Origin of the sequence: Mesorhizobium sp. ES1-1 (genome assembly GCF_020164785.1) — a bacterium.
Lineage (GTDB): Bacteria > Pseudomonadota > Alphaproteobacteria > Rhizobiales > Rhizobiaceae > Mesorhizobium.
This window is the reverse complement of sequence record NZ_JAIUGX010000001.1, coordinates 525,526-551,252: the sequence shown is the minus strand read 5'-3', so window position 1 is coordinate 551,252 and position 25,727 is coordinate 525,526. Positions and strand designations below refer to the sequence as shown.

General features: G+C 61.2%; 26 protein-coding genes. 13 read left to right on the top strand and 13 right to left on the bottom strand.

Annotation, left to right across the window (positions count from 1 at the left end; translation table 11 throughout):
- Positions 1–100 precede the first annotated feature (100 nt).
- From LB513_RS02545 to LB513_RS02515, 7 genes are all read right to left on the bottom strand, one after another.
- A complete protein-coding gene (locus LB513_RS02545; protein ID WP_224661864.1) occupies positions 101–307 on the bottom strand; it encodes a hypothetical protein in 207 nt (68 codons plus the stop codon).
- A complete protein-coding gene (locus tag LB513_RS02540) occupies positions 304–465 on the bottom strand; it encodes a hypothetical protein (RefSeq protein ID WP_224661863.1) in 162 nt (53 codons plus the stop codon). The genes LB513_RS02545 and LB513_RS02540 overlap by 4 nt, the downstream gene beginning before the upstream one ends.
- A 222-nt stretch (positions 466–687) precedes the next feature.
- Complete coding sequence (locus LB513_RS02535) at positions 688–1,482, bottom strand: N-acyl homoserine lactonase family protein (protein WP_224661862.1); 795 nt, start codon at positions 1,480–1,482, stop codon at positions 688–690.
- Between the two features lie 2 nt (positions 1,483–1,484).
- Complete coding sequence (locus tag LB513_RS02530) at positions 1,485–2,408, bottom strand: NAD(P)-dependent oxidoreductase (protein WP_224661861.1); 924 nt, start codon at positions 2,406–2,408, stop codon at positions 1,485–1,487.
- 67 nt (positions 2,409–2,475) lie between these two features.
- Positions 2,476–4,428: a (Fe-S)-binding protein gene (locus LB513_RS02525; protein WP_224661860.1), complete on the bottom strand. Its 1,953-nt coding sequence runs from the start codon at positions 4,426–4,428 to the stop codon at positions 2,476–2,478.
- A gap of 1 nt (position 4,429) precedes the next feature.
- Complete coding sequence (locus LB513_RS02520; RefSeq protein ID WP_224661859.1) at positions 4,430–5,398, bottom strand: electron transfer flavoprotein subunit alpha/FixB family protein; 969 nt, start codon at positions 5,396–5,398, stop codon at positions 4,430–4,432.
- Between the two features lie 3 nt (positions 5,399–5,401).
- Positions 5,402–6,166, bottom strand: a complete 765-nt coding sequence (locus LB513_RS02515; protein ID WP_224661858.1) for an electron transfer flavoprotein subunit beta/FixA family protein — start codon at positions 6,164–6,166, stop codon at positions 5,402–5,404.
- A gap of 312 nt (positions 6,167–6,478) precedes the next feature.
- On the opposite strand from LB513_RS02515, the gene LB513_RS02510 reads away from it, so the two are divergent.
- From LB513_RS02510 to LB513_RS02465, 10 genes are all read left to right on the top strand, one after another.
- Positions 6,479–7,699, top strand: a complete 1,221-nt coding sequence (locus tag LB513_RS02510; RefSeq protein ID WP_224661857.1) for a substrate-binding domain-containing protein — start codon at positions 6,479–6,481, stop codon at positions 7,697–7,699.
- 75 nt (positions 7,700–7,774) lie between these two features.
- Entirely contained in the window at positions 7,775–9,304 is a 1,530-nt protein-coding gene (locus tag LB513_RS02505; RefSeq protein ID WP_224661856.1) for a sugar ABC transporter ATP-binding protein, read from the top strand.
- On the top strand, positions 9,301–10,251 hold the full coding sequence (locus tag LB513_RS02500) for an ABC transporter permease (protein WP_224661855.1): 951 nt from the start codon (positions 9,301–9,303) through the stop codon (positions 10,249–10,251). Before LB513_RS02505 ends, LB513_RS02500 begins: the two co-directional genes overlap by 4 nt.
- Positions 10,252–10,253: 2 nt before the next feature.
- The gene (locus LB513_RS02495; protein ID WP_224661854.1) at positions 10,254–11,222 is read left to right on the top strand and encodes an ABC transporter permease; all 969 of its coding nucleotides are present in this window, start codon (positions 10,254–10,256) and stop codon (positions 11,220–11,222) included.
- A 29-nt stretch (positions 11,223–11,251) separates the two neighbouring features.
- A complete protein-coding gene (locus tag LB513_RS02490) occupies positions 11,252–12,925 on the top strand; it encodes a GMC family oxidoreductase (protein WP_224661853.1) in 1,674 nt (557 codons plus the stop codon).
- A gap of 1 nt (position 12,926) precedes the next feature.
- Positions 12,927–13,334, top strand: coding sequence for a hypothetical protein (locus tag LB513_RS02485; RefSeq protein ID WP_224661852.1), 408 nt, complete (start codon positions 12,927–12,929; stop codon positions 13,332–13,334).
- 29 nt (positions 13,335–13,363) lie between these two features.
- Entirely contained in the window at positions 13,364–13,741 is a 378-nt protein-coding gene (locus LB513_RS02480) for a carboxymuconolactone decarboxylase family protein (RefSeq protein WP_224661851.1), read from the top strand.
- On the top strand, positions 13,738–15,237 hold the full coding sequence (locus tag LB513_RS02475; RefSeq protein WP_411962673.1) for an aldehyde dehydrogenase: 1,500 nt from the start codon (positions 13,738–13,740) through the stop codon (positions 15,235–15,237). Before LB513_RS02480 ends, LB513_RS02475 begins: the two co-directional genes overlap by 4 nt.
- A 113-nt stretch (positions 15,238–15,350) precedes the next feature.
- A complete protein-coding gene (locus tag LB513_RS02470; RefSeq protein WP_224661850.1) occupies positions 15,351–16,265 on the top strand; it encodes an SMP-30/gluconolactonase/LRE family protein in 915 nt (304 codons plus the stop codon).
- A 56-nt stretch (positions 16,266–16,321) separates the two neighbouring features.
- The gene (locus tag LB513_RS02465; protein ID WP_224661849.1) at positions 16,322–17,248 is read left to right on the top strand and encodes a LysR substrate-binding domain-containing protein; all 927 of its coding nucleotides are present in this window, start codon (positions 16,322–16,324) and stop codon (positions 17,246–17,248) included.
- Between the two features lie 102 nt (positions 17,249–17,350).
- Here the strand turns inward: LB513_RS02465 and LB513_RS02460 are convergent, their stop codons facing one another.
- The 4 genes from LB513_RS02460 to LB513_RS02445 form a co-directional block, all read right to left on the bottom strand.
- Positions 17,351–17,887 carry a ferritin-like domain-containing protein gene (locus LB513_RS02460; RefSeq protein ID WP_224661934.1) on the bottom strand — a complete coding sequence of 179 codons (537 nt, stop codon included), beginning with the start codon at positions 17,885–17,887 and terminating at the stop codon, positions 17,351–17,353.
- A 97-nt stretch (positions 17,888–17,984) separates the two neighbouring features.
- Positions 17,985–18,911: a manganese catalase family protein gene (locus LB513_RS02455; protein ID WP_224661848.1), complete on the bottom strand. Its 927-nt coding sequence runs from the start codon at positions 18,909–18,911 to the stop codon at positions 17,985–17,987.
- 477 nt (positions 18,912–19,388) lie between these two features.
- Positions 19,389–20,078, bottom strand: a complete 690-nt coding sequence (locus LB513_RS02450; RefSeq protein WP_224661847.1) for an outer membrane protein — start codon at positions 20,076–20,078, stop codon at positions 19,389–19,391.
- A 282-nt stretch (positions 20,079–20,360) separates the two neighbouring features.
- A complete protein-coding gene (locus tag LB513_RS02445) occupies positions 20,361–20,948 on the bottom strand; it encodes a hypothetical protein (protein ID WP_224661846.1) in 588 nt (195 codons plus the stop codon).
- 229 nt (positions 20,949–21,177) lie between these two features.
- Between LB513_RS02445 and LB513_RS02440 the strand changes: the two genes are divergently transcribed.
- Positions 21,178–21,816 carry a DUF6766 family protein gene (locus LB513_RS02440; protein ID WP_224661845.1) on the top strand — a complete coding sequence of 213 codons (639 nt, stop codon included), beginning with the start codon at positions 21,178–21,180 and terminating at the stop codon, positions 21,814–21,816.
- 64 nt (positions 21,817–21,880) lie between these two features.
- Here LB513_RS02440 and LB513_RS02435 read toward each other — a convergent pair whose 3' ends face one another.
- A complete protein-coding gene (locus LB513_RS02435) occupies positions 21,881–22,882 on the bottom strand; it encodes an NAD(P)/FAD-dependent oxidoreductase (protein ID WP_224661844.1) in 1,002 nt (333 codons plus the stop codon).
- Positions 22,882–23,709 (bottom strand): ammonia-dependent NAD(+) synthetase, encoded by an 828-nt coding sequence (gene nadE / locus LB513_RS02430; protein ID WP_224661843.1) that lies wholly within the window; start codon positions 23,707–23,709, stop codon positions 22,882–22,884. The genes LB513_RS02435 and nadE overlap by 1 nt, the downstream gene beginning before the upstream one ends.
- 485 nt (positions 23,710–24,194) lie before the next feature.
- Here nadE and LB513_RS02425 point away from each other — a divergent pair, with 485 nt between their 5' ends.
- Both LB513_RS02425 and LB513_RS02420 read left to right on the top strand, forming a co-directional pair.
- Positions 24,195–24,680: an Hsp20 family protein gene (locus LB513_RS02425; RefSeq protein ID WP_224661842.1), complete on the top strand. Its 486-nt coding sequence runs from the start codon at positions 24,195–24,197 to the stop codon at positions 24,678–24,680.
- A 72-nt stretch (positions 24,681–24,752) separates the two neighbouring features.
- Complete coding sequence (locus tag LB513_RS02420; protein WP_224661841.1) at positions 24,753–25,217, top strand: hypothetical protein; 465 nt, start codon at positions 24,753–24,755, stop codon at positions 25,215–25,217.
- The last annotated feature ends 510 nt before the right edge of the window (positions 25,218–25,727 follow it).

Genomic DNA, 25,727 nt, shown 5'->3' with positions numbered 1-25,727 from the left:
CCAGCCATGGTGATCTCGCAGAGACGGTCGCTACGTGCCCTGCTCGGATGGCCTTACTTACCTGCTCTGAGGGACAAGCCGTGGCGAGCATCATACCGTCTCATCGCCTCACGGCTTGCCGAGACAATGCGATCAGCTCTTGCTCATCCATGATGCCGGCAGTGTAGTTTGCGATGATGCGTGAAGCACGGGCTTCCTGCTCGGTCGGGGTCTCATTGAAACCCTGCGTTCTGTCGAACACTCGGAAGAGCAGTCCTATCTCCGTCGGTTTGACGATCCCGGCCTCCCTCGCTTTACGGTGGATCATGGGTTGCTTTCTTTCGAGGGCACTTGCTCACGTTGCAAGCGCAACTCCCTGAGCCGGGCTGTCTTTGTTTCGCGTTGCTGCCGTTCGGCATTCAGCACGATACTGGATTCACGGTCCGCGCGCTCAATCTTTCCCTTGTCTACAGTGCGCCGCTTCACGATAGCCTCCTCGGTTCCGATGATCGGAATGTGAACGAGGCGGGATCGTTCCAGACTAAGGAATATCCCTCAATTTCAAATGATATAACGGGGTAGCGCCTGGGGTTGAGACTGCTGCGGCAGGAGATCCGAATGCGTTGCGGCTGGCGGAGAGTAGTCAAGCCCGCGCCGACCTTCCATGGCATATGGGCAGGGGGGCGGCGCCGATCGCCCGCGGCTCAACTACGATGCGGGGCGGCTCAGCGTAACGATGTCTTCGACGTCCTGCCGGCTGCGCGCGAAGCGCTTGAGCACCAGCGGATCGTGTCCAGGGACGATGTGAGCTGGGGAACTGGCAAGTTGTCTCATCCGCTCGACCCCGAAAATGACATCGCTCAGCCGGTCAAACACGGGAAAGGGCTTTTCGCGCTCCATGTTGGCGTAGAAATGGGCTGCGTCCGATGCGATCACCACCGCGCCATTTTCGGTTTCAACCCGCACCACCTGAAGCCCGCGCGAGTGGCCGCCAACCTTGTGCAGGCTTATGCCCGGCGCAATCTGCGAGTCCGCATCATGAAAGCAGACCTTCCCCGAATAGACTCGCCGCACCATGGTGGTGACGTCTTCTGCCTCGAACGGGTGCCGCATTGCATGGTGACACATGCAGCGGCCGGTCGCGAATTCCATTTCGGCGTCCTGCAGGTGGAAGCTCGCGTTGGGGAACAGATGATGGTTGCCGCAATGATCGTAATGCATGTGGGAGATGATGACGTCGCTGACGTCCACATGATTGATGCCGATTGCCGCTAGGCCTTCATCGACGGGCCTGACGATATTGCGTCCGCGTTTGTCGCCGGTCGGCTTGTCGAAACCGGTGTCGACGATGAATGTCCGCTTTTCCCCGACGATCGCCCAGACGAAGTAGTCCAGCGGCATGGCAACGTCATGCGTGTCGCCGCCCAGGAAATTCTCGCCCGAGCGGCGCTCGAAATGACCGTAGCGAACGGCATGGATCTCATAGCGGGCCTGGTCAGCCATGATCAGCTCCCTTTGGCGACGTCCGTGGCCTGGGCCGAGCCGACCTCGACATGGGCCCATGTCTCGACCGTTTTGACCATGCAGGTAAAATCGGAATCAGGCCCGTAGAGCTGGTTCGTGACGCTGAGCATCTGACGAACAGCGCTTCCCACCACCATCGGCACGCCCATTGCCTCCGCCTCATCGACGCACAATCGGACATCCTTGAACGACAGGCCGGTGGCGAAACCGAAATCGAAGGTGCGCGGCAGGACGGATTTCGGGAACTTGTCTTCGGTGGCGCTGTTGCGGCCACTGGAGGCATTGATGACGTCGATCATCAGCTTGGGGTCGAGGCCGGCCTTGACGCCCATGACGACGGCTTCGGAGGAGATTGCCAGCGCTGCCGCCGCCATCAGATTGTTGGCAAGCTTCATGGTCTGAGCGGAGCCCTGAACCTCTCCCATGAAGAATATCCGGCCGAAATTCTCGATCACCGGCCTCGCCGTCTCGAAGGCGGCCTTCGGCCCCGATACCATCACGGCCAGCGTGCCGTTGCGCGCTCCCTTCAATCCGCCGCTGACGGGGGCGTCGATCATGGCGATGTTCTTGGCAGAAAGGCCCTCTGCAACCTTGGCTGCTGTCCGCGGACCGGTCGTCGAGATGTCGATGAAAATGCGGACCGCCTTGCCCTCGGCGATGCCGCCGTCCCCGAGCACCACCTTTTCCAGGATCTGCGGGCTGGGCAGGCTGGCAAAGACGATCTCCGCATTGTCGGCCACATCACGCGCACCGGCGGCGGCTTTCGCGCCTGCATTCGTCAACTCCGCAACGGCCTTGCTGTCGAGGTCGTAGACGGTCACCTCGTAGCCGGCATTGATCAGACGGGTCGCCATCGGCGTGCCCATTTTTCCGATGCCAACAAAGCCGATTTTCAAGGTCGACATGATCGTTCACTCCTCCTTCGGGGGCTATAGCCCTGGTGCTGGTCTCGATCCTCTGGATCGACTTTCGTCAGGTCGTTTCCACTGCAGGCATATCGAGCGCCTGGCTTGCGCGCGGCACGAGAAGCTCCGCTATGTCCACGACCTTCAATTTCCCGGTAGCACCGAGCGCATCGGTCGCGGCCGTGTACATGACCTTGTCCTTTGGGCAGGCGACGACGAAATAGGCCACGTCGCCCAGGCTCAACGCTTCGCGGATGCGGTTCTCGCTCGGTCGTTCGGTCACGCCGTCATCGCCTTGCCAGATGCGGCCGCCACCGGCGCCGCAGCAGAAGGAATTCTCGCGACAGCGCGGCATGTCATGCAGCGTGTATCCGGCAGAGCGGATCAGTGCGCGCGGGGCATCGAAACCGCCATTGTAGCGCCCGAGATAACAGGGATCGTGATAGGTGACCCTGGCGCCGTCGGCGACATGCAGGTCAAGTTTTCCGTCCGCGATGAGTTCCGCCAGCAGCGCCGTATAGTGCAGCACTTCGAAGGCCGCGCCGAAATGCCGATAGTCGTTCTTCAGCGCATTCAGGCTATGTGGATCCGTGGTCATGATCCGATTGAAGCGGCAGGCATTGATCTCGTCGATGTTTGATTGGGCGAGCGTCTCGAACAGACCCTCTTCTCCCGCCCTCCGCACGTCATTGCCGCTGTTTCGTTCGGCGTCGAAGAGGATGCCGAAGTCGACGCCCGCTGCGGTCAGCAGTTCTGCCACCTTGCGGGTGATTTCCTGGACGCGCGGATCATAGGACGCGTAATCACCGACGAACCACAAGACATCGACGGGTTCCTCGCGCGCGTCCTTGACCGGAAAACCGAGTTCCTTGGTCCAGCGCGCCCTCATCTTGGAAGGCTTGCCCATGGAGTTTCCAAGCCGGGTCAAGTTCGAGAGCGCGTCCTGGAGACCGGGGCTGACACGGCCTTCGTCGACCAGATGACGCCGCATGTCGATGATCTTGGGCAAATGCTCGATCTCGACCGGACAGGCTTCCATGCAGGCGCGGCACGTGGTGCAGGCCCAGAGCGTCTCGTCGGCGATCACGCCGCCGACCAGGGGGAGAGCGGTCGGCGCGGCAAGGGCGTCACGCATGTCCGTGATCAGAGTCTTCGGACTGAGCGGCAGGCCTGCCGCATAGGCTGGGCAGACCGCCTGACACCGGCCGCATTCGGTGCAGGACAGAAGGTCGAGCTGCTGCTTCCAGTCGAACATGCCCAGGCTGTCCACGCCCGGAGCCTCGCGCTGTTTAGGGACGGCTGGCGCCAGGCCGCGCGGTTCGAGATTGCGAAAGTAGATGTTGGGCGCGGCAAGGAACATATGCCGGTGCTTCGACCCGGGGATATAGACAAGGAATGCCAGAATGGCGCCGACGTGAATCCAGTAGAAGACCTCTTCAGCGGCGGGCGCTGAGATGCCTGCACGACCGAGCAGTCCGGCCACCGCCGAGGCAACCGGACGCCAGGAGCCATCGGCGCCACCTTCTATTCGGGCGGCCGCTTCAAGCAACAGCGAGACGACGATCAGGACGATCAAAACATAGATGATTGCCGCGTCCTTGCCGTTCGAGCCTTCGAAACGGGCCGGCCGCAGCACGTATCGCTGGTAGAGCGCAAGTCCGACGCCGACCAGCATCAGGACCGAAAAGATATCCTGCAACGCGGCAATCCAGGTCTCGCCGCCAATGACGCCAAGCGAGAATCCCGGAAACAGTCGCGAGCCGAAGGCATCGATGGTGGCGGTGAACAGCACGAAGAACGAGACGAAGATGATGGCGTGCAGTACGCCGGAAAGCGGCTTCCGCAGCATCTTGCGATGCAGGCCGATGGCAACCATGACGCCTTCGAGACGCCGCATCGGCTGGTCGAAACGGGCCGCGGCGGGCGCCCTTGCAAGAGAAACGGCGTAGCGTCGCGCCCGCCAGCTGGTCAGCACCAGCGCTGCCACGACCAGGATCCAGAGCGGCAGGGTCGATGCCATTTCAGCGGCCGGAGCCGGCCCGCAGCCTGTCACCCAGATTGGCGACGAGATCGAACAGGTCACAGGTCGCGCCGTAATGCGCGACGTTGAAAATCGGCGCCTTTGGATCAGTGTTCACGGCAATGATGAGGTCGGCCTGGGACATGCCTTCGAGATGTTCTGGTGCACCGGACACGCCCAGTGCCAGATAGAGTTTCGGCTTCACCTTCTGGCCGGATTTTCCGACCTGGCGCAGCTTGGGCAGCCAACCATTGTCCACGACGGGGCGGCTGCCGGCGATCTCCGCCCCGAGCAAAGTCGCCAGATTGCGGGCAAGGTCGATGCTGGCTTCGTCCCCGATGCCGCGGCCCACGCAAACGATCCTCTCGGCCTTCGTCAGATCGACATCGGCATAGTCCGGCACGTCGATGTCCACCATCTTGACCTTGCCTCCTGCGAGTACGGCTTCGGCATCGATCATGCTTACCTTGGCGGAATCGATCGGACTGGCTGCTGCCTCGGCAAAGGCCCCGGGATTGACCATCAGGATCGCCGGGAGCCGCACCGCGCAGTCAGCCAGAATCTTGCCGCCATACATCTGCGCGACGACGGTCAGCTCGTCGCCGTCCCGCTTGATTTCATTGACATAGGAGATCAGCGGCCAGCCGGTTCTTGCCGCGATGTCGGCTGCCACATCCAGCCCGTTTGCCGAATAGGGGACCAGCACCAGGCCGGGGGCCTCGGCGTCGATGACATCGCGAAGAAGCCGCGCATAGGTTTCGGCGGGGATAAGCTCCGATTTTGAAGCGCGGGCCACCAGCAGGCGATCGGCGGCTCCGAACAACGAAGATGCAGCGTCCGCTTCGGCGCCGGCGAAAAAGGCGACGACCTCGTCGCCGGCTTCGACGAGCGAACGTGCCGCGGCGATCATTTCCAGGGAGAAGGCTTCGATCTTGCTCGAGTGGCCTTCCGTGCAAGCAATCAATTTCATGACTTAGTTCCTTGCCAGGCCTTTGGCCGCCAGGATGCCGACCAGCCGGTCCGCGACGGTGTCGGCATTGTCGCCCAGAATCTCGCCTGAGCCGCCTTGGACTGGCAGCCGCAGTGTGATGATCTCGGCGGAACGCTCGAAGCCCGACGGTTCAGGCGTCGCGCGGCCGATCGGCGTCTTGGATGCTTCGCGGAGCTTGCTGCCGGAGACATAGCGTGGCGCCTTCGACGCGGTCTGAACGCCCAGCACCGCCGGCGTAGCCAACTCATAGGTCACGGCGACACCCGCGCCGCGCTCCTGGGTGACCCGTAGCATAGCGCCGTTCGCAACGATGCGGTTGGTCCCCGACACATGCGGACAATCGAGTAACGCGCCGACATAAGGCGCGAGCTGACCGAAGACGTCCTCGCTCGATTGTACGCCGCACAGGACCAGATCGACCGACCTTGCCCGCGCCATCGCCGCGATGGAAGCTGCGATCTCGCGCGACGAGATCATGGCGTCCTCCTCGGACTGAAGCGCCACGACCTCGTCGGCGCCACGCGCGGCAGCCATCTGCAGCACACGTTTGGCGCCTTCGCCGATAGCCACCGCCATTACCTTCGCGCCGCCGGCTTCCTTGAGCAGGATTGCTTCCTCAAGGGCATGGTCGTCGAAATCATTGAGCTGGAAATCCAGCCATTCCCGATCGATGGCGCGCCCGTCCTCGGCGAGTTGCAGCTCGCCCGCGGAATCCGGGATCATGCGCAAGACAACAAGAATATTCACGGCCTCTCCTCCGACGGAACGCACCTCAAGCGCCCGGCACCGTTGCTAGTTAAGTCGGTTTCCTCGCCGCCCCCAATGGCGAAAGGGTAATAACAGATATTACGAGAGGGCAGATTGACGTTCGTGGGTAATCGACCGCTAATTCACGTCAGATCGCTTTTGTCGAATTTTCCTGAACTGGAGGGTATCAGGGAGATTGCGGTGCGATTTGCCCGAGATATAAACATCTATGCTTCGTTTATACTGTCTCGGCCGAGAGAATTTCTGAGGAGAATTTTAGGCGCTCTGTCGAGCGTTCAGGAGGAGGAACCAATGTCAATAAAGAGCATCCTAGACCAAAAGATATCACGCAAGAGTTTCATCAGGGGCGTGCCGGCCGCCGCCGCCGCCATCGCGGCGGTGCCGGGCCTCCAGCTTGCTCAGGCCACACCGGCCGCCGCGGCGACCGCGGCCGCCGCTGAAACCAAGCCTGGCTATTATGGCGCGCCACGGACCTGGATGTGGAACCCCAATGCCAATAGCATGGTCGACACGTCCAAGTGGAAGAAGGACGGTCCTTATACGATCGGTTTTTCCAATGCGTCGATTTCCAACGCCTGGCGCGTCGCATTCCAGCATGGCGTGCTCTGGTCGGCAGGCCAGCATCGTGACGAGATCGCGCACCTTCTCGTCACCGACGCCAATGACGATCCATCCAAGCAGATTGCCGACATCCAGGATCTGATCAGCCAGGGCGTCGATATCCTCCTTATTGCCGCCTCTACCGAGGATGCGCTGGATTCCGTCGTCGGCCGCGCAACCGAACAAGGCATTCCGGTGGTCATGGTCGACCGCAAGGTGAAGACTCCCGCCAACTACATCACTTACGTCACCGCATCCGATTGGGCGCTGGGGCGTCTCGAGGCGCAGTGGCTGTGCGAGACGCTGGGCGGGAAGGGCAACATCGTCATGCTCCCGGGCATTGCCGGATCCAGCGTTGCCGAAATCCGCATCAAGGCGAACGAGGAAGTGTTTTCCAAATTCCCCGGCATCAAGGTTCTGGAGAAGCAGTATTGCGACTGGAATCCGGCCACCGGCAAATCGGTGATGGCGGCGCTGATCCAGAAGCACGGCAAGGCCATCGACGGTGTGCTCTCCGACAGCGCCCTGCAGGGCTATGGCGCGATCGAGGCGTTCATCGACGCCGGCTACAAGGACGGTGAGTTTCCGCCGATAACCGGTGGTGACGTTGCGCGGATGTATCAACTGGCCAGCCAACACAACATCAAGATGGTCGGTATCGACTATCCGACGTCGATGGGCATAACCGGCATCGAAACGGCGCTCGACGTGTTGAAGGGCATCGCGGTTCCCGACAAGGTCGAGGTGAGCTTCCAGGTGGTGACATCGCCCGGCGCGGACACGATCTCCGTCAAGGGCGACCGGCACCTGCTCGACCATGTCAGCATGAGTGACCCCGGCGACCTGTCGCCGAGCAACGGACTGCCGGCTGGATACAATCCCAGCACGTTCAATCCCGACTATCCGAAGTGAGCCTCCCAGCTCAACCGGGTGCGCGTCCCACGGACGCCCACCCGGGTGTGATTCGATTGTTTTGAGCGTCGGATAATGTCCAATCGTATTATCGAGCTTAGCCAGATCGAGAAGGAATATCCCGGCGTAAAACCCCTGGACAAGGTCGATTTTGCCGTGCAACCGGGCGAAATCCACGCCCTTCTCGGCGAGAACGGCGCCGGCAAGTCGACCCTTATCCGCGTCATGGGCGGGGCCGTGAAGCCCAATTCGGGCGCCATCACCTATCTGGGCCAGCGGGCCTCCTGGCAATCGCCAAAGGCGGCGCGAGCTGCCGGCATCCATGTCATTCACCAGGAACTTGCTCTTTTCCCCGAACTGTCGGTGGCGGAGAACATTCTGGTCGACGCACAGCCTCGCGGCCGGTTGGGGCTGATCTCCAATCGGGCCCGACACGCCCGCGCCGCGGAAATCCTGGCCCAGCTCGGCGTCAAAATTCCCACCCATGCCAGGATCGACGAATTGCCGCTTGCCGACCAGCAGATGGTCGAGATTGCAAAGGCTCTGGTCGGCAAGGTCAGGCTGCTCATCCTGGACGAGCCGACCGCTGTAATTGCCGGCCATGAGGTCGATCTTCTGTTCGAGAACATGCGCAGGCTGCGCAAGGAAGGCGTTGGCATCGTCTACGTGTCGCATCGGCTCGAGGAAATCTTCGAAATCGCCGACAGGGTGACGATCCTCAAGGACGGCCAGGTCGTCGGCACAAGCCCTGTGGGCGAGATCAGCCGCGAAGAGATGATCACCAAGATGGTCGGCCGCCGCCTCAGCCAGATCTATCCGGCGCGGCGGGCGGCTCCGGCGGACGGTCCCGACATATTGAGCGTTCGCAATTTGCGTGCTGGTCCGCGCGTGCGTGACGTCAGTCTGAGCGTGAAGGCCGGGGAGATCGTCGGCGTGGCAGGCATGGTAGGCTCCGGGCGGACCGAAGTGGCAGAGGCCATCTTCGGCGCACGCGCCGTCGAAGGCGGGACGATCGAGTTCGACGGCAAGCCCTTCCCAAGGCGAGTGCCAAAGGACGCCATCGCCGGTGGGCTCGGCCTTCTCACGGAGAACCGCAAGGATGAGGGCCTCTTTCTCGGCCTCCCGATTTCCGCCAACATCATGGCCCCGGACCTTCAGGCCGTCACGAAACATGGTCTCATCGATCGAGCGCGGGAGCGCGCGCTGGCGCAGCGCCAGATCAAGGATTTCTCGGTCGCAACACCTTCGCCGGATGTGAAGGTCGGCAATCTGTCCGGCGGCAACCAGCAGAAGGTGCTGTTCAGTCGCTGGTCCAGGATCGCCAACCGGCTGCTCATCCTGGACGAGCCGACGCGCGGCGTCGACATCGGCGCCAAGGTTGAGATCTACCGCATCGTGCGGCATCTGGCGGATTCGGGCGTCGGCGTTCTGATGATCAGTTCCGAACTGCCGGAAATCGTGGGTCTGTCGGATAGGGTCTTCGTGATGGCTCAGGGTCGCGTCGTGGGCGAGATTCAAGGCGAGGCTATCGGCGAGGAGGCGATCATGGATCTCGCCGTCCGCTCGATCGAGCGTCAAAAGGCGACAGCGGAGAAGGTCGCATGAGCGCTATCGCCATGGATATCCGCCGCAACCGGCTGATGATATCGTACCTCATTGTCGCGGCGCTGCTGGTGGTGTTGGCCGTCGCCGGCGGACTGTTGTCCGATCGCTTCCTCACCTGGCGCAATGTCGGCAATCTGTTCCAGCAGCTTATCGTGCTAGGCATGGTCAGCCTTGGCCAGACCTTCGTCGTGTTGATGGGCGGCATCGATCTGGCGATCGGCTCGCTGGTAAGCGCCCTGACGGTCTTCCTGGCGAACTTCCTCGAATGGCGGCCGGACCTGGTCTGGCTGGCGCTGCCGCTCGCCCTGGTGGCGGCGACCGCCGTGGGGGCGCTCAATGGGTTGCTGACAGTCGTGCTGCGTGTCCATTCGCTCATAGTGACGCTTGGCATGTCCTCCGTGATTTTCGGCGCCACCCTCATGTATCGCAAGGAGCCCGGCGGGTCGGTGCCGCGCGCTTTTGCCGATGTTGCCTATGCCAAGGTCGCCGGCATTCCTGTCAGCGCCATCATCCTCGTCGCGATTTTTGCGCTGGCCGGGCTCTGGCTGCAGCGCACCCGCTCGGGCCGCAGCATCTATTTTGTCGGCGGTGATCGGGAAGCGGCAAGATTGAATGGTCTGCCAGTCGACCGCATCGTCGTGCTCGCCTATGCGTTGTCGGGCCTGTGCGCCGGCATTGCCGCGATCTTCCTCACCGCCCGCACCGGTGTTGGCGACCCTCGCATCGGTGTTGCCCTGACCCTTCAATCCGTGACGCCGGTCGTGGTTGGCGGCACCATACTGGCCGGCGGCAGGGGTGGTGTGCTTGGCACGTTCCTGGGCGTGCTGCTGGTCACCATGCTCAACAGTCTGCTGAATTTCGTCAACGTCTCGTCCTACTTCCAGTGGGTCATCCAGGGCCTCATCATCATCGTTGCGGTCGGCATCCACACGTCGAGGCGGAGATAAAGATGGCGCCTCTCGACACGTCGATGCCGCGCTCGCGAAGCCCTTCGATCGCGACCATCTTCGAACGCTATGGGCTGGTAGTCTTCCTGGCGGTTCTGATGGCGGTCGCCGCACTGGCGTCGCCGACCTTCTTGCGGCCGGCCAACCTGGTCAATGTGCTGACCATTGCGGCACCGCTTGGCATGGTCGTGATCGGCCAGACATTCGTCATCCTGGTGCGCGGGCTGGATCTTTCCGTGGCGTCCCTGATGGCGACGGTCGCCGTGCTGGCGACAGCCTTCAAGGCGACCACCAACGACGTCATTCCCCTGATCTTCGTCGCGGCGATCCTATTCTCGGCCGTTGTCGGTTTCCTGAATGGCTGGCTGGTCGCCAGGCGCAACGTCAGTCCATTCCTGGCGACGCTCGCGATGATGATTATCCTGCAAGGCATCCGCTTCGCCTACACCGGCGGTGCGCCGATCAGCACCTTGCCGCCCGGCATGGGGTTTCTAGCCTCAGGCCGCATTCTCGGCGTTCCCGTCAACCTGATGACGCTGGCAGTGCTGGCGATTGCTTTCGGGATCGTGCTGCATCGCTCGCGTCTCGGCCGCGAAATATTCATGGTCGGAACCAATCCCAGGGCCGCGTTCCTCAACGGCGTGGCGCCCGATCGCGTAATCATCCTGTGCTACGTCATCTGTTCGGTCTGCGCGGGAATAGGCGGGCTGTTCCTGCTCGGATATGTGGGAACCGTTTCGAATTGGGTCGGTCAGGGCTACGAACTCGATTCCATCGTGGCCGCCGTCATGGGCGGTGTTGCGTTAACCGGGGGGCGGGGCAACATCTTCGCGGCGCTGCTCGGCGTCGCCGTGCTGATGGTGATCAACAATCTCGTGCTGCTGCTCGGATTTCCAATCGAGATGCAGCTCATCATCAAGGGCATCATCATCATCGGCGCCGCTGCGTTTTACCGGACGCGCCTCGTCTGACACGATGTTGACCGTAAGGGAGGAAGAAAATGACCGTTGAAGTTCTGGCGGACCGCAGTGCGCGCACAAGGCGCGACGAGGAAGTCGACGTGGTGATTGTCGGCGCCGGTCCCTCCGGCTCGGTGGCAGCACTTCACCTGGCACGCGCCGGTATTTCCGTCATCGTGCTCGAGCAGGGGGAATGGCCGGATTATGCCGACTTTACCGGTGCCCGTCCTGAGCACGAACTGGTCAGCACCAAGCTGTGGCATCCCAATCCCAACGTCCGCGACAATCCCAACGACTATCCCGTCGACACCTCGACGACGGACATCAATCCGCTGATGTTTGCCGGCGTGGGTGGCAGCGCGACGCTCTACGGCGCGCAATGGATGCATTTCCTGCCGTCAGACTTTCGCGTGCGCTCGATGGATGGCGTGGCCGAGGACTGGCCGTTCAGCTATGAAGATCTGCTGCCATACCAACTTGAGATCGAGCGCGAAGTGGGCGTCTCCGGCCTCGCCGGCGATCCGGCCTATCCGCCGCGCGGTGCCTATCCTTTTCCCGCACTCCCCATGGGCTCAGTAGGCCAGCGCGGCGCGCTGGGGATGGAGAAGATGGGCTGGCACTGGTGGCCCGGCAGCAACGCCATCCCGTCGGAGAAGTTCGGCGACCTCAATCCCTGCGTGCGCCGCGGTACCTGCCTGACGGGCTGTCCGGAAGGGGCCAAATCGACAAGCGACCGGTCGCATTGGCCGCTGGCGCTCAAAGCCGGCGCGCGGCTCGTGACCCGCGCGCGCGTCAAAGAAATCGAGACGAACGAGCAGGGGCTTGCGACCGGGGTCGTTTATGTCGACGCCAATGGCCGCGACCGGCGCCAGCGCGCCAAGGTTGTGATCCTGTGCGCCAATGGCGTCGGAACGCCCCGGCTGCTGCTGATGTCGGGAAAGGCCGGCAATCCGGACGGTCTTGCCAATTCGTCGGGCATGGTCGGCAAGCGGCTGATGATGCATCCCTTTGCAAGCGTGCTCGCCTCCTACCAGGACCCGCTGGATTCCTGGCGCGGTCCCTTCGGCCAGCAGGTCTATTCGCTGGAATTCTATGAGACCGATGAGAGCCGCGGCTTCGTACGCGGCTCGAAATGGAACTGCATGCCGTCGGGCGGACCGGTCGGCGTGTCCGGTGCGACGGGGTCCAAGGTCTATGTTGCCGAAAGCGGCCGGTTCCAGGATTTCTGGGGCGCCAATCTGCATGAAAACGTTGCGCGCCGGTTTGGTCACTCGCTGATCTGGGGCATTGTCGGGGAGGATCTTCCCGAAGAGAGCAACCAGGTGGTCCTGTCAAAGGACATGACGGACTCCGACGGGCTGCCGGCGCCGCAGATCGTTTATAAGGTCAACGAGAATTCCAACCGGTTGCTGAAGTTCAACATCGACCGCTGCCTGGAATCGGTGCGTGCCGCCGGCGCCATCGAGACGCTTGTTTCGACGCCGGTACGCGAGTCAGGCTGGCATCTCATCGGCACCACCGTCATGGGCGACGATCCAAAGCGCTCGGTCGTCGACCAATGGGGTACCTGTCACGACGTGCCCAACCTCTATGTCATGGATGCGTCGACCTTTCCGACGTCGGGCGCCACCAACCCGACGGCGACCATCATGGCTGTCGCGCTGCGCAACACGCGGCGCATGATCGCCGAACGCCGCAATCAGAAGGTGGCCTGACATGTCGAACCAGGACACTTTCTTCGCGCTCGCAGACTTCCTCATCCCCGCGCACGGCAAGATGCCGAAGTTCAGCGATGTCTGCGGCTACGCTGATGTCGAGAAGTCGCTGGATTTTCGTATCGATCTGAAGCCTGGCTTTGCGCGCGGGATTGCGGTCGATCCGGCCAACGGCGCCGAAGCTTGCCTGGAAAGCCTCAACCAGCAGGATGGAGAGGCCTTCTCAGCGATCACCACCATTGCCATCGCAACGTATTATATGAGCCCGCGCGTGCGCGAACTGATCGGCTATCCCGGCCAGGAGAACGTCCCCTACGATTCAAAGGAGACGCAGATCTACCTGACCGACGGCTCGCTCGGCCACGTCATCGCGCGCGGCCGCAAATATCGGCCGACCCCCGGCCTTTGATGTCCCAATCAATGGGAAAGGACAATCCAATGAGCAAAGACGTATTCGACAAGGGATTTGAGATCCGCAAATCGGTCCTGGGCGCCGAGTTTGTGGAGAAGTCCTTCGCCAGCGCCGACGATTTCAATCGGCCGTTGCAGGAACTCGTCACCGAATATTGCTGGGGCGCCGTCTGGGGCCGGGACACGCTCGACAAGAAGACCCGCAGCATGTTGAACCTCGCCATGCTTGCCACGCTCAATCGTCCGCACGAGTTGAAGATGCACGTCAAGGGTGCGCTGACCAACGGCGTAAGCAAGGACGAGATCCGCGAGGTCCTTCTACAGGTCGCGATCTATGCCGGCGTTCCGGCGGGCGTCGATGCTTTCCGGGTCGCGCGCGAAGCCATGCAGGAAGTCGCAGCATGACAACCCGTCCGCCGCTCGCCACGGAAAAGCTCTCCATGCTGATCGACGGCCGTTCCGTCGCAGCGCAGTCCGGGGATTTTTTCGAATCCTTCGACCCCTTCACCGGCAAGGCCTGGGCGCTGGTCCCGCGAGCCGGCGTCGCCGACGTCGATGCGGCGGTTCATGCAGCGGCGACCGCCTTCCGCGGCGAGTGGCGGACAATGACCGCAAGCGCACGTGGGCAGATCATGATGCGCTTTGCCGACCTCGTGGCCGAGGAGGCCGAGAAACTGGCCGTCCTCGAAACCCGCGACAACGGCAAGCTGATCAACGAAATGCGGATGCAGTGCAAATACATCCCGCAATGGTTCCGCTTCTTCGGCGGTCTCGCAGACAAGATCGAGGGACGGGTCATCCCGATCGACAAGCCGGGCGTGTTCAATTACACGCGGCGCGAACCGCTTGGTGTCGTGGCCGCGATCACGCCATGGAACTCGCCGCTGATGCTGGCGACATGGAAGCTCGCGCCGGCGCTCGCTGCCGGCAATACGATCGTCTGGAAGCCGTCGGAATTCTCGTCGGTGTCGGCATTGTTCTTCGGCCTGCTTTTCGAGAAGGCTGGCTTTCCCAAGGGCGTGGTCAACATCGTCACGGGATTCGGCAACGAGATCGGCGACTGCCTGGTTACCCATCCGGATGTCGCCAAGGTGGCCTTCACCGGCGGCGACGCCACCGGCCGCCGCGTCTACCAGTCTGCCGCAGGTGGCCTCAAGAAGGTCACGCTCGAACTCGGCGGAAAATCCGCCAACATTGTCTTTGCCGACGCCAAGATGGAGGCTGCCATTCCCGGCCTGGTTTCCGGCATTTTTGCCGCGACCGGCCAGACCTGCATTGCCGGTTCGCGTGCGCTCGTACAGCGCTCCGTATACGATGAGGTGACGGAGAAGCTGGTGGCATTCGCCAAGACAGCGAGGATCGGCGATCCGCTCGATCCCGAGACGCAGGTTGGTCCCATCACCACTCTTCCGCAGCGGGCGAAAGTGCTCGACTACATCGGCGTCGCCAATGCCGAGGGCGCCGCTCAATTGCTTGGCGGCAGGATCCCGGATGATGCATCGATCGCCGACGGCTGGTTCGTCGAGCCGACGATCTTCGGCAACGTCAAGCAATCCATGCGCATCGCCCAGGAGGAGGTTTTCGGACCGGTGCTGTCGGTCATCCCCTTCGAGGATGAGGACGAGGCTGTGGCCATCGCCAACGACACCATCTACGGCCTTGCGGCCGGGATGTGGACGCAGGACCTCGGCCGCGCGATACGTCTGCCCGAGCGGCTCGAGGCCGGCAGCGTCTGGGTCAACATGTACCGCGCCACCAGCTATCTCTCGCCGTTCGGCGGCTACAAGCAGTCGGGCATCGGCCGCGAGAACGGCCAGACCGCCATCTACGAATATCTTCAGGAAAAAAGCATCTGGATCGATGCGGGGAATTCCATTCCCGCGCCGTTCGTCCAGCGCTGATCGACCAGATGCTTCGGAGGAAATCTTTGACCAACCGTCTCGATGCCGAGCAGGCACTCCGACCCTATACCGAGACCCACACGGTCGCGATCCAGCGATAGGCGAGGGGGCCAATGTCCTGCTACGAGATGATCGATGCGCGGTTCGGGGATCTGATCGACCCCGTCGCGTTCCTTGAGACCATCCATACCGGCAATCGCTGGGCCGAGGGACCGGTCTATTTCGCCGACCTTCGCTCGCTGATCTGGAGCGATATTCCCAACGACCGCATGCTGAGATGGGACGAGGATACGGGGGCGGTTTCGCTGTTCCGGAGCCATGTCTCCAACCCGAACGGCAATACGCGTGATAGCCTGGGAAGGCTGGTCACCTGTATGCAGGGCGAGCGCCGCGTCGTGCGCACGGAGTGGGACGGCACTATCACCGTTCTGGCCGATTCGTTCGATGGGAAGCCCTTGAACTCGCCAAACGATGTAGTCGTGAAATCCGACGGCAGCATTTGGTTCACCGATCCCAACTACGGGATCATTTCCGACTATGTCGGGCGCAAGGGCCTGCAGGAGCAGACGGGTTGCCACGTCTACCGGATCGATCCTTTATCTGGAGCGATCACCGTCGTCGCCGATGATTTCTCCATGCCGAACGGGCTCGCCTTCTCGCCCGACGAGAAGCGCCTCTATATTTCCGATTCCGGCTTCCTCACCGATCGCAGCGCCCCGCATCATGTCAGGCAGTTTGATGTTGACGGCGACAGATTGCTAAATTCCCGCGTCTTCGCCGACATATCGCCCGGCATCCCGGATGGCTTTCGCGTCGACGTAACGGGCAATCTCTGGATCAGCGCCTGGGACGGCGTACAGTGCCATACGCCCGAAGGTGAGCTCATCGGAAAGATACAGGTGCCGGAAATGGTTGCGAACCTGGCCTTTGGTGGGCCGCGCAACAACCGGCTGTTTATCACGGCGACAACGTCGGTCTATGCCGTGTTCCTGAATGTCAGGGGCCAGAAGTACCCGTTCGGCACGTGACGCAGGCACCACGGGGTCAGCCTGAAAGCCGTGCGGCGCGGGCGGTTAGGTGAGAGTTGGACACGAAGCAGCTACAGGTATTCATCGCCGTCGGCGCGGCCGGCAGCTTCTCGAAGGCCGCGCTCGACCTCAATGTTACCCAGCCCATGGTCACGCGCCATATTCGCGGGCTCGAGGAGGAACTCGGCGTCGAGCTGTTCTATCGCAATGGCCGCGGTGTCGTGCTGACCGAGGCGGGCGTGCTCTTGAAGGCCCATGCGGACGAGATCGTCGAGCGGATCCGGCTGGCGCAGAATGCCGTGTCGAACCTCAAATCCTCGCCGAGGGGAAGGTTGGTGCTGGCCGTTCCGCCTTCTGTCGGCACTGTGCTGACGGTGCCGTTGGTCAAGAAGATCAAGAACGAGTTTCCCAATGTAGCGCTGCAGGTCATCGAAGGCTTCAGCGGCCATATACTGGAATGGCTGATCGCCGGGCGGATCGATGCCGCCGTGCTTTACAATTCGCCGAATCATCCCTCCGTGCTGACCGAACCTCTTGCCGATGACGAGCTGTTTCTGATCGGACCGGCCTTGGCCGAGCCCCTGCTGCCACGCCGGCCGGTCGGCCTGAATATCTTCGCCGAGCTGCCGATGATCCTGCCGAGCCGTCCGCACGGGCTACGGCGACTGATCGACAACACCCTGGCCGAGCACGGCATCTATCCGCGTATCGAGATGGAGTTGGAGGCAATGCCTTCGACCTTGCTGCTGGTCGAGGAAGGCACCGGCTATACGGTTCTGCCCTACGCCTCCGTCCACCAGCTGGTTGAGGCCGGTCGCATTGAGGTCTGGCCTTTCGACCCGCCAATCACCCGACAGCTGATTCTTGCGACCTCGTCGCAGAGGCCGATGTCCGCGAACTTTCGCCCCCTTTTTCGAGCGGTGCGAACCGAACTGCGCGACATCATATCCACGCATATCTGGAAACCAGCGGCTCTTCCCTGAGAGGCTTCCAGATTGCTTTGCGACCCTCGGCTCGCCACGAAATTCGGCGGCGCGACATTGATCGGCAGGATCGGGGCGACAACGAGTGTCGCCCCGCAGAGGTCACGCGGCCTCTGCCGTTTCCTGGATCGCGCGATCGTTGATCCCAGACTCACCGAGCGCGGTGAGGGCTTCGTCGGTTGCTTCCTCTTCCGCGAGCGTGGCCGAGAGAAGGTCTTCAGCCTCGGTCATGCCTAGCAAACCTGCCCAGGTGATCAAGGTGCCATAGCGGGCGATCTCATAGTGCTCAACCGCCTGGGCTGCGGCGACGAGGCCTGCGTCGAGGGCAGGGGAGCCGGCATACTCTTCAAGGATCTCGCTTCCCTCTTCGAGAATGCCGTCGATTGCCGGGCAGGTTTTGCCGCGAGCCGCAACGCCCATGGTTTCAAAGATCTGCTCCAGCCGCTCGACCTGGCCTTCCGTCTCGACCCTGTGCTTTTCGAAAGCGGCAGAAGCTTCCTCCGATTCCGCCCCCTTCGCCATTTTGGGAAGCGCCTTGAGGATTTTCTTCTCGGCGTAGTAGATATCCTTCAACCCGTCGAGGAAGAGGTCCTGCAGAGCCTTCGGGTTGGATTTTTTCGTCTTTCTGGTGGTCGCCATTGTGATACTCCCTTCATAACGAACCGTGGGTTCGCCAAACGTGGTCAATTAAGTGAGGTTCCAATTTTCAGGCGCAGCGCGAGGCTGCGCCTTCGGTTCAGCGCGACGCCTTGTATAGCTTCGCGGCGATTTCCATCATTTCCTCTGGCGCGTAGTCCGGAGTGAATGCTGACGGGACACCCGTCAGCTGATGGATCTTGCCTCCCTCAGGCATGCCTTCGACGACTTCGAGCTCTCCGGGCGGGTCGCCCGGCAGGGCCATTTCGCCCTGGCCCCAGATGCCGACAATGTCCTTGTAGTCTTCGGGGCTGAACGTATAGAGCCGCCGGTGCGAACCCTCGTCCAAATATTTCTGGGATTCCGGAATTCTGTCGAGGTTGATGTTTGGGGTGGGCAACATCTTTTCGATGTCGACGCCGGTCAGGTTCTTGATGGCAAGCGCATAGGCGTGGGCATGGACCGAACCACGAACCAGCAGATATCCGCAGACCTCCCGGCCGGTTGGGTCGGTGAGGGTTTCATAGACCCGTAGCTTGTGCAGACGAGCGCCGCATTCGAGATGGAAGTTATGCAGCAGGTCGACGATGACGTTGCCGGTCGTCGTGACGAAGTCCATATTCCAGGACGCTCCGTTGCTGTTCATGGGCATGGCGCCGCCGCCATTGGAAAGGAAGGCGCCCGCAAGGCGGACATCTTTCATCGCCTCGTAGGGCGCGTCCGAAATATCGCCGCCATCCTCTTCGTCGGCGCCGACCAGGTCAGGTCCGTTGTTGAGCATGGCAACGCCATTGCTGACGAGTTCGACGTGGCCAAGTTCCTCGGCCGTGATGGCGGCCACGAGGCTGTAAAACGGCTTCAACTTCGATTTGCTGCGGAAATTGAAGCTCTGGAACAGATAATTGTTCAGGGTAGACATCTCGCCATACTTGCCGCCGAGCAGTTCCTGAAGCGCCGCACCGGCGTTTGGATCCATCTTCAACGGAGCCGGCAATTCGATCTGTAATTTATCCACACGTAAAAACATTGAGGGCTTCCTTGGTAAGAGTGTACCAAGGCCAACTTAGCAAATCAGCGGTTGTTCCTCGCTCGGCAAGGTAATTTCATTTTATGTGTGTTTGAAAAAAATACGACAGAGCGGCCGGATCTTACAATCCGGGCTTCATCCCATTTGATTTTTTTGGAAAGAAATACTAGTCGGCAATTGCCCACTAGGCTCGGCGGTAAAGCCAGGAAGAAGCTTGGCAACGTGTGGTTGGCCAATTGGAGTCGGTGACCGCCACGCCGAAACAGCTCGCGTGGCGCGAGTGTCGTGCAGCCACAATTTTCTCTTCGGCTATCCAACCGATGCCGCCATGTTCCACGCCCAGTCTTCATTAGCATGAAGGCGAAGGCGCGACTTGGCGGGGCGGCAAAGCGCAGATGCTGCAAGTCCGTGACAGAGTATCCGCCACAGAAAAAGCGCCGGCTGAAAAGCCGGCGCTTTACATAAACGTCGAGACGATCAGAAGCGGTAGTTGATGAGAGCCTTGATCGTGTGGAACTTCAGATCCTGGTCAACAAAGGTGTTGCCGTCATCGTAGATCGTCTTGCTGCCCAAGTCGACATATGCGTATTCAGTGCCGAACGACACGTGATCGGTGAGCTTGTACTCGATGCCGGCGCCAATGGTCCAGCCGGTACGGTTCTGGCTGTCGTTGTAGACTTCCGTGCCATTGAAGGAGATCGTCTGCTCCGACTTGCCATAGGCGAAGCCGCCATGGCCGTAGATCAAAGCGCGGTCCCAAGCATAGCCAAGACGAGCGCGAACGGTGCCGAGATACTGCAGCTTCGCCTCGGCTTCGGCGTCGATTCCAGGAGCGCTAGCGGAGATGTCAGCCTTAAAATCCGAGTAGGCGATGTCAGCAACGGCGCCGATCACGAAATTGTCGATCTGGTAGTCGTAGCCAATCTGCGCGCCACCGGTGAAGCCGCTCGAGCTTATCGAAGCATCGATGAAAGACGGGCCGCCGCTGGGGCCGGCGCTGAAGTCGGTGTCGCCGAAGGAGCCGCCCGCAAAACCGCCGAAGTAAAGGCCGGTCCAGGTAGCCGCGTCGCCGACTGGCATCGGAGCATCCACAATCGCGTCTGCTGCCCAAGCATGCGAGGAAATGGCGACGAGAGCGGTTGCCGCCAGAAGGAGAGTACGTGTCATAGAGGTGTTCCCTTGCCCAGTTGATGCGGCAGACTTACAGCGTCGGCTCGCCGGTGTCTGTAACAGAATTGCAACACTGCTTCCGCATTGATAATCTGTGCTTCGCAAACCTCTTTTGATGTTTCGACAAAGAGCGGGGATATCGGTGCGGCTGAGGGGTGAAGCCGCGCCCGGCGCGCACGACCACCGCAGTCGCCGCGCGAGACTTGGGTTCGGCGCACACGGTTTGATCCGAAGAAATGCTGTGTTGCAGCGATGTCCCCCCGCGCCCAATCTTCCAGATCAACCGTCATCGACATGCGCCAGATCCGAAACGCGCACCACGCCGTTTTGACTGACAAATGTCAGGCTGGAATCCGTGCTCTGGCTTTGGGAAACTCCGGAGATGCGGTGGTCGCGTGTGTCGTAGGTTTTTGTCCGTCCGTGATCGTCGATGACCAGGCGACGCCGTTCCGGAAAAACCGCGTAGCGCATATTGTTTTGAGATCCGACAGAAGAGGGATCACCAAGCGCTTGCGGCCACCATTGGCCGGCCTGACGCGGGCCAGCAGACCGATAGCTCACAGTGTGGTCTTCGCCGCTGTCCTGCGCCGCGTCCTCGCCCAGAAATGCCGCGTGCTCGCCCAGATGTTTCGACAGTTCGCCGGCGATGGCATTGAGCTTCGCCTTAAGGCCGTCGTTGAACATGTCGCCGACCATGGTCATCCCGGAAGACCATTGCGACATTCCACCGAAGTCGGCGTGAGTGAACTGGGCCATCGTCCCGCCACCGCGCCGCAACGCATCGAGGATAGCCCGCACAGCCTCCTCGGAGACGCCGTGCTCACGCGCGAGCCTGGTGATTATTTCCACTTCTTTTGCATTGGCCATCGATTCGTCCTCACGCTTCTTCTCGACACTGCTTTTCGAAACTGCGCGCGGCGAGAACCGTTCCAAATGGCGCCAGGCTTCTGACCGGACGCGGGCAACACCTTGTGTCGAGGCGGTGCTGCCAGCAGTTGGAGGACGCACCGCTCACCCAAGGAACAAAGGGGCAAGGCCAGCATTCAGACTTTGACGTTCAACAGGCGGAAGCTGCCCGCCCTATGAGGCCTGCTCTGTGAAAACCTTCTTTCGAAACAATGGTCTGACAATTGCCCTGGTGGCACTGTTCTTGTTCAGCGCGCTGGGCATGATCTGGTCGGGCCATGCCGCCTACAATGAAGAACTTGAGCACCACGGCTCGGCCGCGATCAGCCTGCTGGAATATCTGACAAGCGGCGATTTCCTTTCGGCCCTTTTCGAGAATTGGGAGAGCGAATTCCTGCAGATGTCAGCCTACGTCATGCTTACCGCAATGCGGTTCCAGCGTGGCTCGGCTGAATCTCGCGATCCCGACGACCCCGACCGGCCCGACGATGAGTTGCCGGCTGCCGCTCGCAGGCGCAACCCGGTTCTGTCATGGCTCTATTCCTACTCGCTGGGCCTCGCCCTGGCCGGGTTGTTCGTCATTTCCTTTGCGTTGCACTGGTGGGCGAGCTTGGCGGCTGCGAATGCCGAGGCTCTTCGCCACGGAGGCGAGGTGCAGTCGTTGGCAAGCTACCTCATGGATTCCGAGCTGTGGTTCGAATCCTTCCAGAACTGGCAGTCTGAATTCTTGTCGACCGCGGTCCTCGTCGTCCTTTCGATTTTTCTGAGACACAAAGGCTCTCCCGAATCGAAGCCTGCCGGGGCGGCAAATTCCGAGACGGGGTCGTAAGCGAACGCCTTCACGACTCGCCGGTCCATGCATTGATAAAGGCTGGCAAAGAACGCCCTGGTGGCTAGCTACGCTCTGTGCCGGATAGATAATTGTGGATATCGGTTGCCGCGATGGCTGCGTGCCCGAACGCGACGGCAATCTGATTGATCTCATTGACGACATCACCCGCGGCGTACAGGCCCGGAATGATCGTGCGCTGATGGGGGTCTACGACAAGATTGCCAACTTCATCGCGTTGCGCTCCCAAGTCGGTGGCGAGCTTTGACAGGATCGTGCAGCCCATAGCTGGGTAGATTGTATCGAATGTGGAGACGGCGCCGTCGGCCAGACGGATGCCCGCCTGATTCCCTGAAGGATGGACCGAATCGAGCATGCATTTCTCGACATCGATTCCAGCTCGCGCGATCAGGGCACGGGCCTCGGCATCCAGTTCAACAGGCGCGTCCGGCACAAGCACTGTGACGTCGCCGGTGTAAGCCTGCATGAATAGCGCTTTCTTCATCGCCGGGGTAGCTGGGCCCATCACTGCAATCCGTTTGTCGATGACTTCGTAAGCATCGCAGATCGGGCAAAGGCGCAACGATCCGGTTGCGATCATATCGGGGACATCAGGAGCATCTGGAAGCGTGTCGAGAATGCCGGTGGCGATAAGGACCGTTCGAGCATGAATGGGAGATCGAGCCTGGGCGATGAAATCGGCGCCGTCACGATGCAAGCCGCACACGGTATCTTCAACGAAGTCAACGCCGCTTTTCAGCGCCTGCTTCCGCAGCCGGTCAAGCAGGTCCAGACCAGAAATCCCATCAGGAAAACCAGGACAGTTGTGGCTTACCGGGATCCACTTCGCGCGGCTTTGCCCGGCGTCGACCACGATGACCCGACGACGAAACCGCCCGAGATAGCTGGCGGCCGTCAGACCGGCGGGACCGCCACCGATGATGAGGCAGTCATAGACTTGGCCCTCGACCACTGAGTCGCCGTCATCCGGCGCGCGCACCGACCCCGTCGCGGCAGAATCCACCGTCACAGGGACGTCGCCATTCGAGGAATCGCGCTCTCCCATCAGCTGGCAGCCGAATCGGGCGCGACCGGAAGAGCGCGCTTGTGTGCCGTGCTAGAATACATGTGAAGTATCCGGCGGCGCGCTCCATCGTCGACTTGCCGGCCCTCAAGAAAGTCGTCGATCTGATCGTAGGTAACGCCGTAGGCATCTTCATCGGGACGAAGCGGCGCCAGGTTCTCAAGATCGGCCGTCGGCACCTTGGCAACGAGATCCAGCGGAGCACCCAGATGCGCCGCCAGAGCGCGAACTCTGCGTTTGTTCAGTCCCGATAGAGGGAGTATGTCCGCGGCGCCGTCACCGAACTTGGTGAAGAATCCCATCAAGGCTTCGGCGGCATGATCGGTGCCAATGACCAGACCGCGCGTTGCCCCGGCGAGCGCGAATTGGGCAATCATGCGTTGACGCGCCTTGATGTTACCGAGCAGGAAGTCCTCGCGTCCGGCGTCACCGAGATCTGTGCCGGCCAGTTTGATCGAATGCAGCATCGCATCGGCTGCCGGCTTGATGTCGACACGGCGGACCTCGTCCGCCCGTATGGCGTCCAAGGCCCGCTGCGCGTCGCTCTCGTCCGCCTGGGCTCCATAGGGGAGACGAACGGCCAGGAACTTGGCCTCGTATCCGGTCGCCCGCAGGTCCTCGACGGCGCGTTGAGCAAGAAGGGCCGCCGCGAGCGAATCCACCCCGCCACTAATCCCGAGCACATAGGCGCCGAGACCCGAGGCCCGCAGATAGGTGGCAAGGAAGTCGATGCGCCGACGCGCTTCCAGCGCAACGTCAAAAACGGGAGCCACGCCCAAGGTCTCGATGATAAGTTTCTGTTCGGTCATTCGCTGGGTGCTCCTGATGTCATCGCATTCCGTCCCACCGCGCTTGCCACGAGATCGGCAACAATATCATCTCGACCTGCACGCCGTGGCGGCTCGCGCGGATTTCGAACAAGGTGAGAGATCTGGTCGATGCGCATGCATGGCCCAGTAACTCGAATGGAGCCTCGGTGTTCCTCGGCTCGGTAGGCGCTTAGCCGGTATTAGGGGCTCTGCCTCAACAAGCACAGTGTGAAGCGACTGCGGCCGAAGGCGTGTTCGGTCCGAGGCGTGTCGTAAAACAGAGCCCTGTCGCCCTGAAGGAGCAACTGAGACCATCACCAGACTGCTTGAAATCGTTACGCAAAAATTTTTATTGTCTCCCTCTTGAAGCGATTTTTTGCCGTTTCTAAATCGATCGCTGTCGAGGCTTCGGCTCGGCAAACGCGCGTCGCGTAAGACGCTGCGACGCTGCTTGTAACCCATGTTGCTTTTTGGAGGATATGGCTATGAGAAGCTCTGAATATGCGCCCCTGTTCCGTTCTACGGTCGGGTTCGACCGTCTGTTCGACATGCTTGATACGAGTGTGCGGACCGACTGGCCGCCCTACAACATCGAAAAGAAGAGCGAGAACGACTACCGCATCACAATGGCGGTTGCCGGCTTCAGTGCCGACGAGGTCGAATTGACCCAGCACGGCCCCGAACTCAGCGTCGCCGGGCAAAAGAAGCCCGAGGAGGGTGAGCACCAACTCCTGCACCGCGGACTCGCGATCGGCAACTTCAAGCAGGTGTTCAAGCTCGCCGACTATGTGAAGGTCGCGAACGCGTCGCTGGAAAACGGTCTGCTGTCGATCGATCTGGTGCGTGAGATCCCCGAGCAGTTGAAACCCAGGCGCATCGTCATCTCGGCGCCGACGCAAGCGAGCGGCAACGCCGACACCGGCGAGCAGATCAGCCAGGATATCAAACCGCAGCGTAAAGCCGCGGCTTGATATCACCTGACACCTGACACTGCGGTTGCCTCCCGGCACCAAGCCGGGAGGCTGGATTGCTGGAGAATGGAGATGACCGATTGCTACAGCGAGTTTGAATACGATCCCGGGTTATCGCGAAGTCTCGCACTCGTCCTGTCAGGCCACCCGGACGATGTCTTGAACGATCCCGGGCTAACGAAGCAGCAAAAGCGCGCTTTGCTGGCATCATGGGCATCCGATGCCAATGCGGTTCCCCATCTGCCTGCGCTGCGCCAGCTTCCCGATGGGTCGATCCTCAAGGTCGACGATATTCTTCGTGCCTTGAAAGCACTGGATGGTGGTGAAAACGTCACGGACGCACGGGCGAACCGCACTTCGTTCCTGTGGCGTCCCTCGAAACGGTGGCGCAGTCCGTGGTCGCGCGGGCTCTGGCGCAAAAGCGATGGTTCCGACGACGATGATCCGCCGCCGGCGCCCGCCTTTGCCATGGGACGGCCAAAGGGACGAGACGGCGGGGACTCTGTATTCGCATATTCGCAGGCAGCGGCCGCCTGATTGTGGCTTCGTGGAATCGTCAAAGGTTACGTCGCGGCCAGGTCTCGAACCGCCGCGACGTGCGCCATAGTGATCCTGCCCCACTTGCCTCAGGGCGTATTGCGCAGGCCGCTGCCGCGGCAAACGGTGCATACGATGACCGTGCCCTTGCACTGCAGGCGTCGCGTGCCGTCGGGACAGCATCTTCCTTGCGTTGCCAGCCACCTCCCGCAATGAAGGGTCTTGCCCAAACCCTGGCATTTTTCGCAGCGAAACTTCCTGAAAAGCATCCGCGTCCCCGCCCGAAAATGTCAGCTACGCGAGCGGGACGCATTTGGTTTCAACTCTTACAAGCTAGGCACTTCGCCGGCTGGATACCGTCCACCACGGCAGCCCGGCGACTGATCGATAGACCGTAAGCGGGCTACATCGCGATCAGAGGGTACGCGACGCGGGAGCTGCCACCGGCCGTGTAGACGTGGCAGGCGAGGGGATTCCGACTGAATGCAATTTGGCGCCGTCTATTCAACG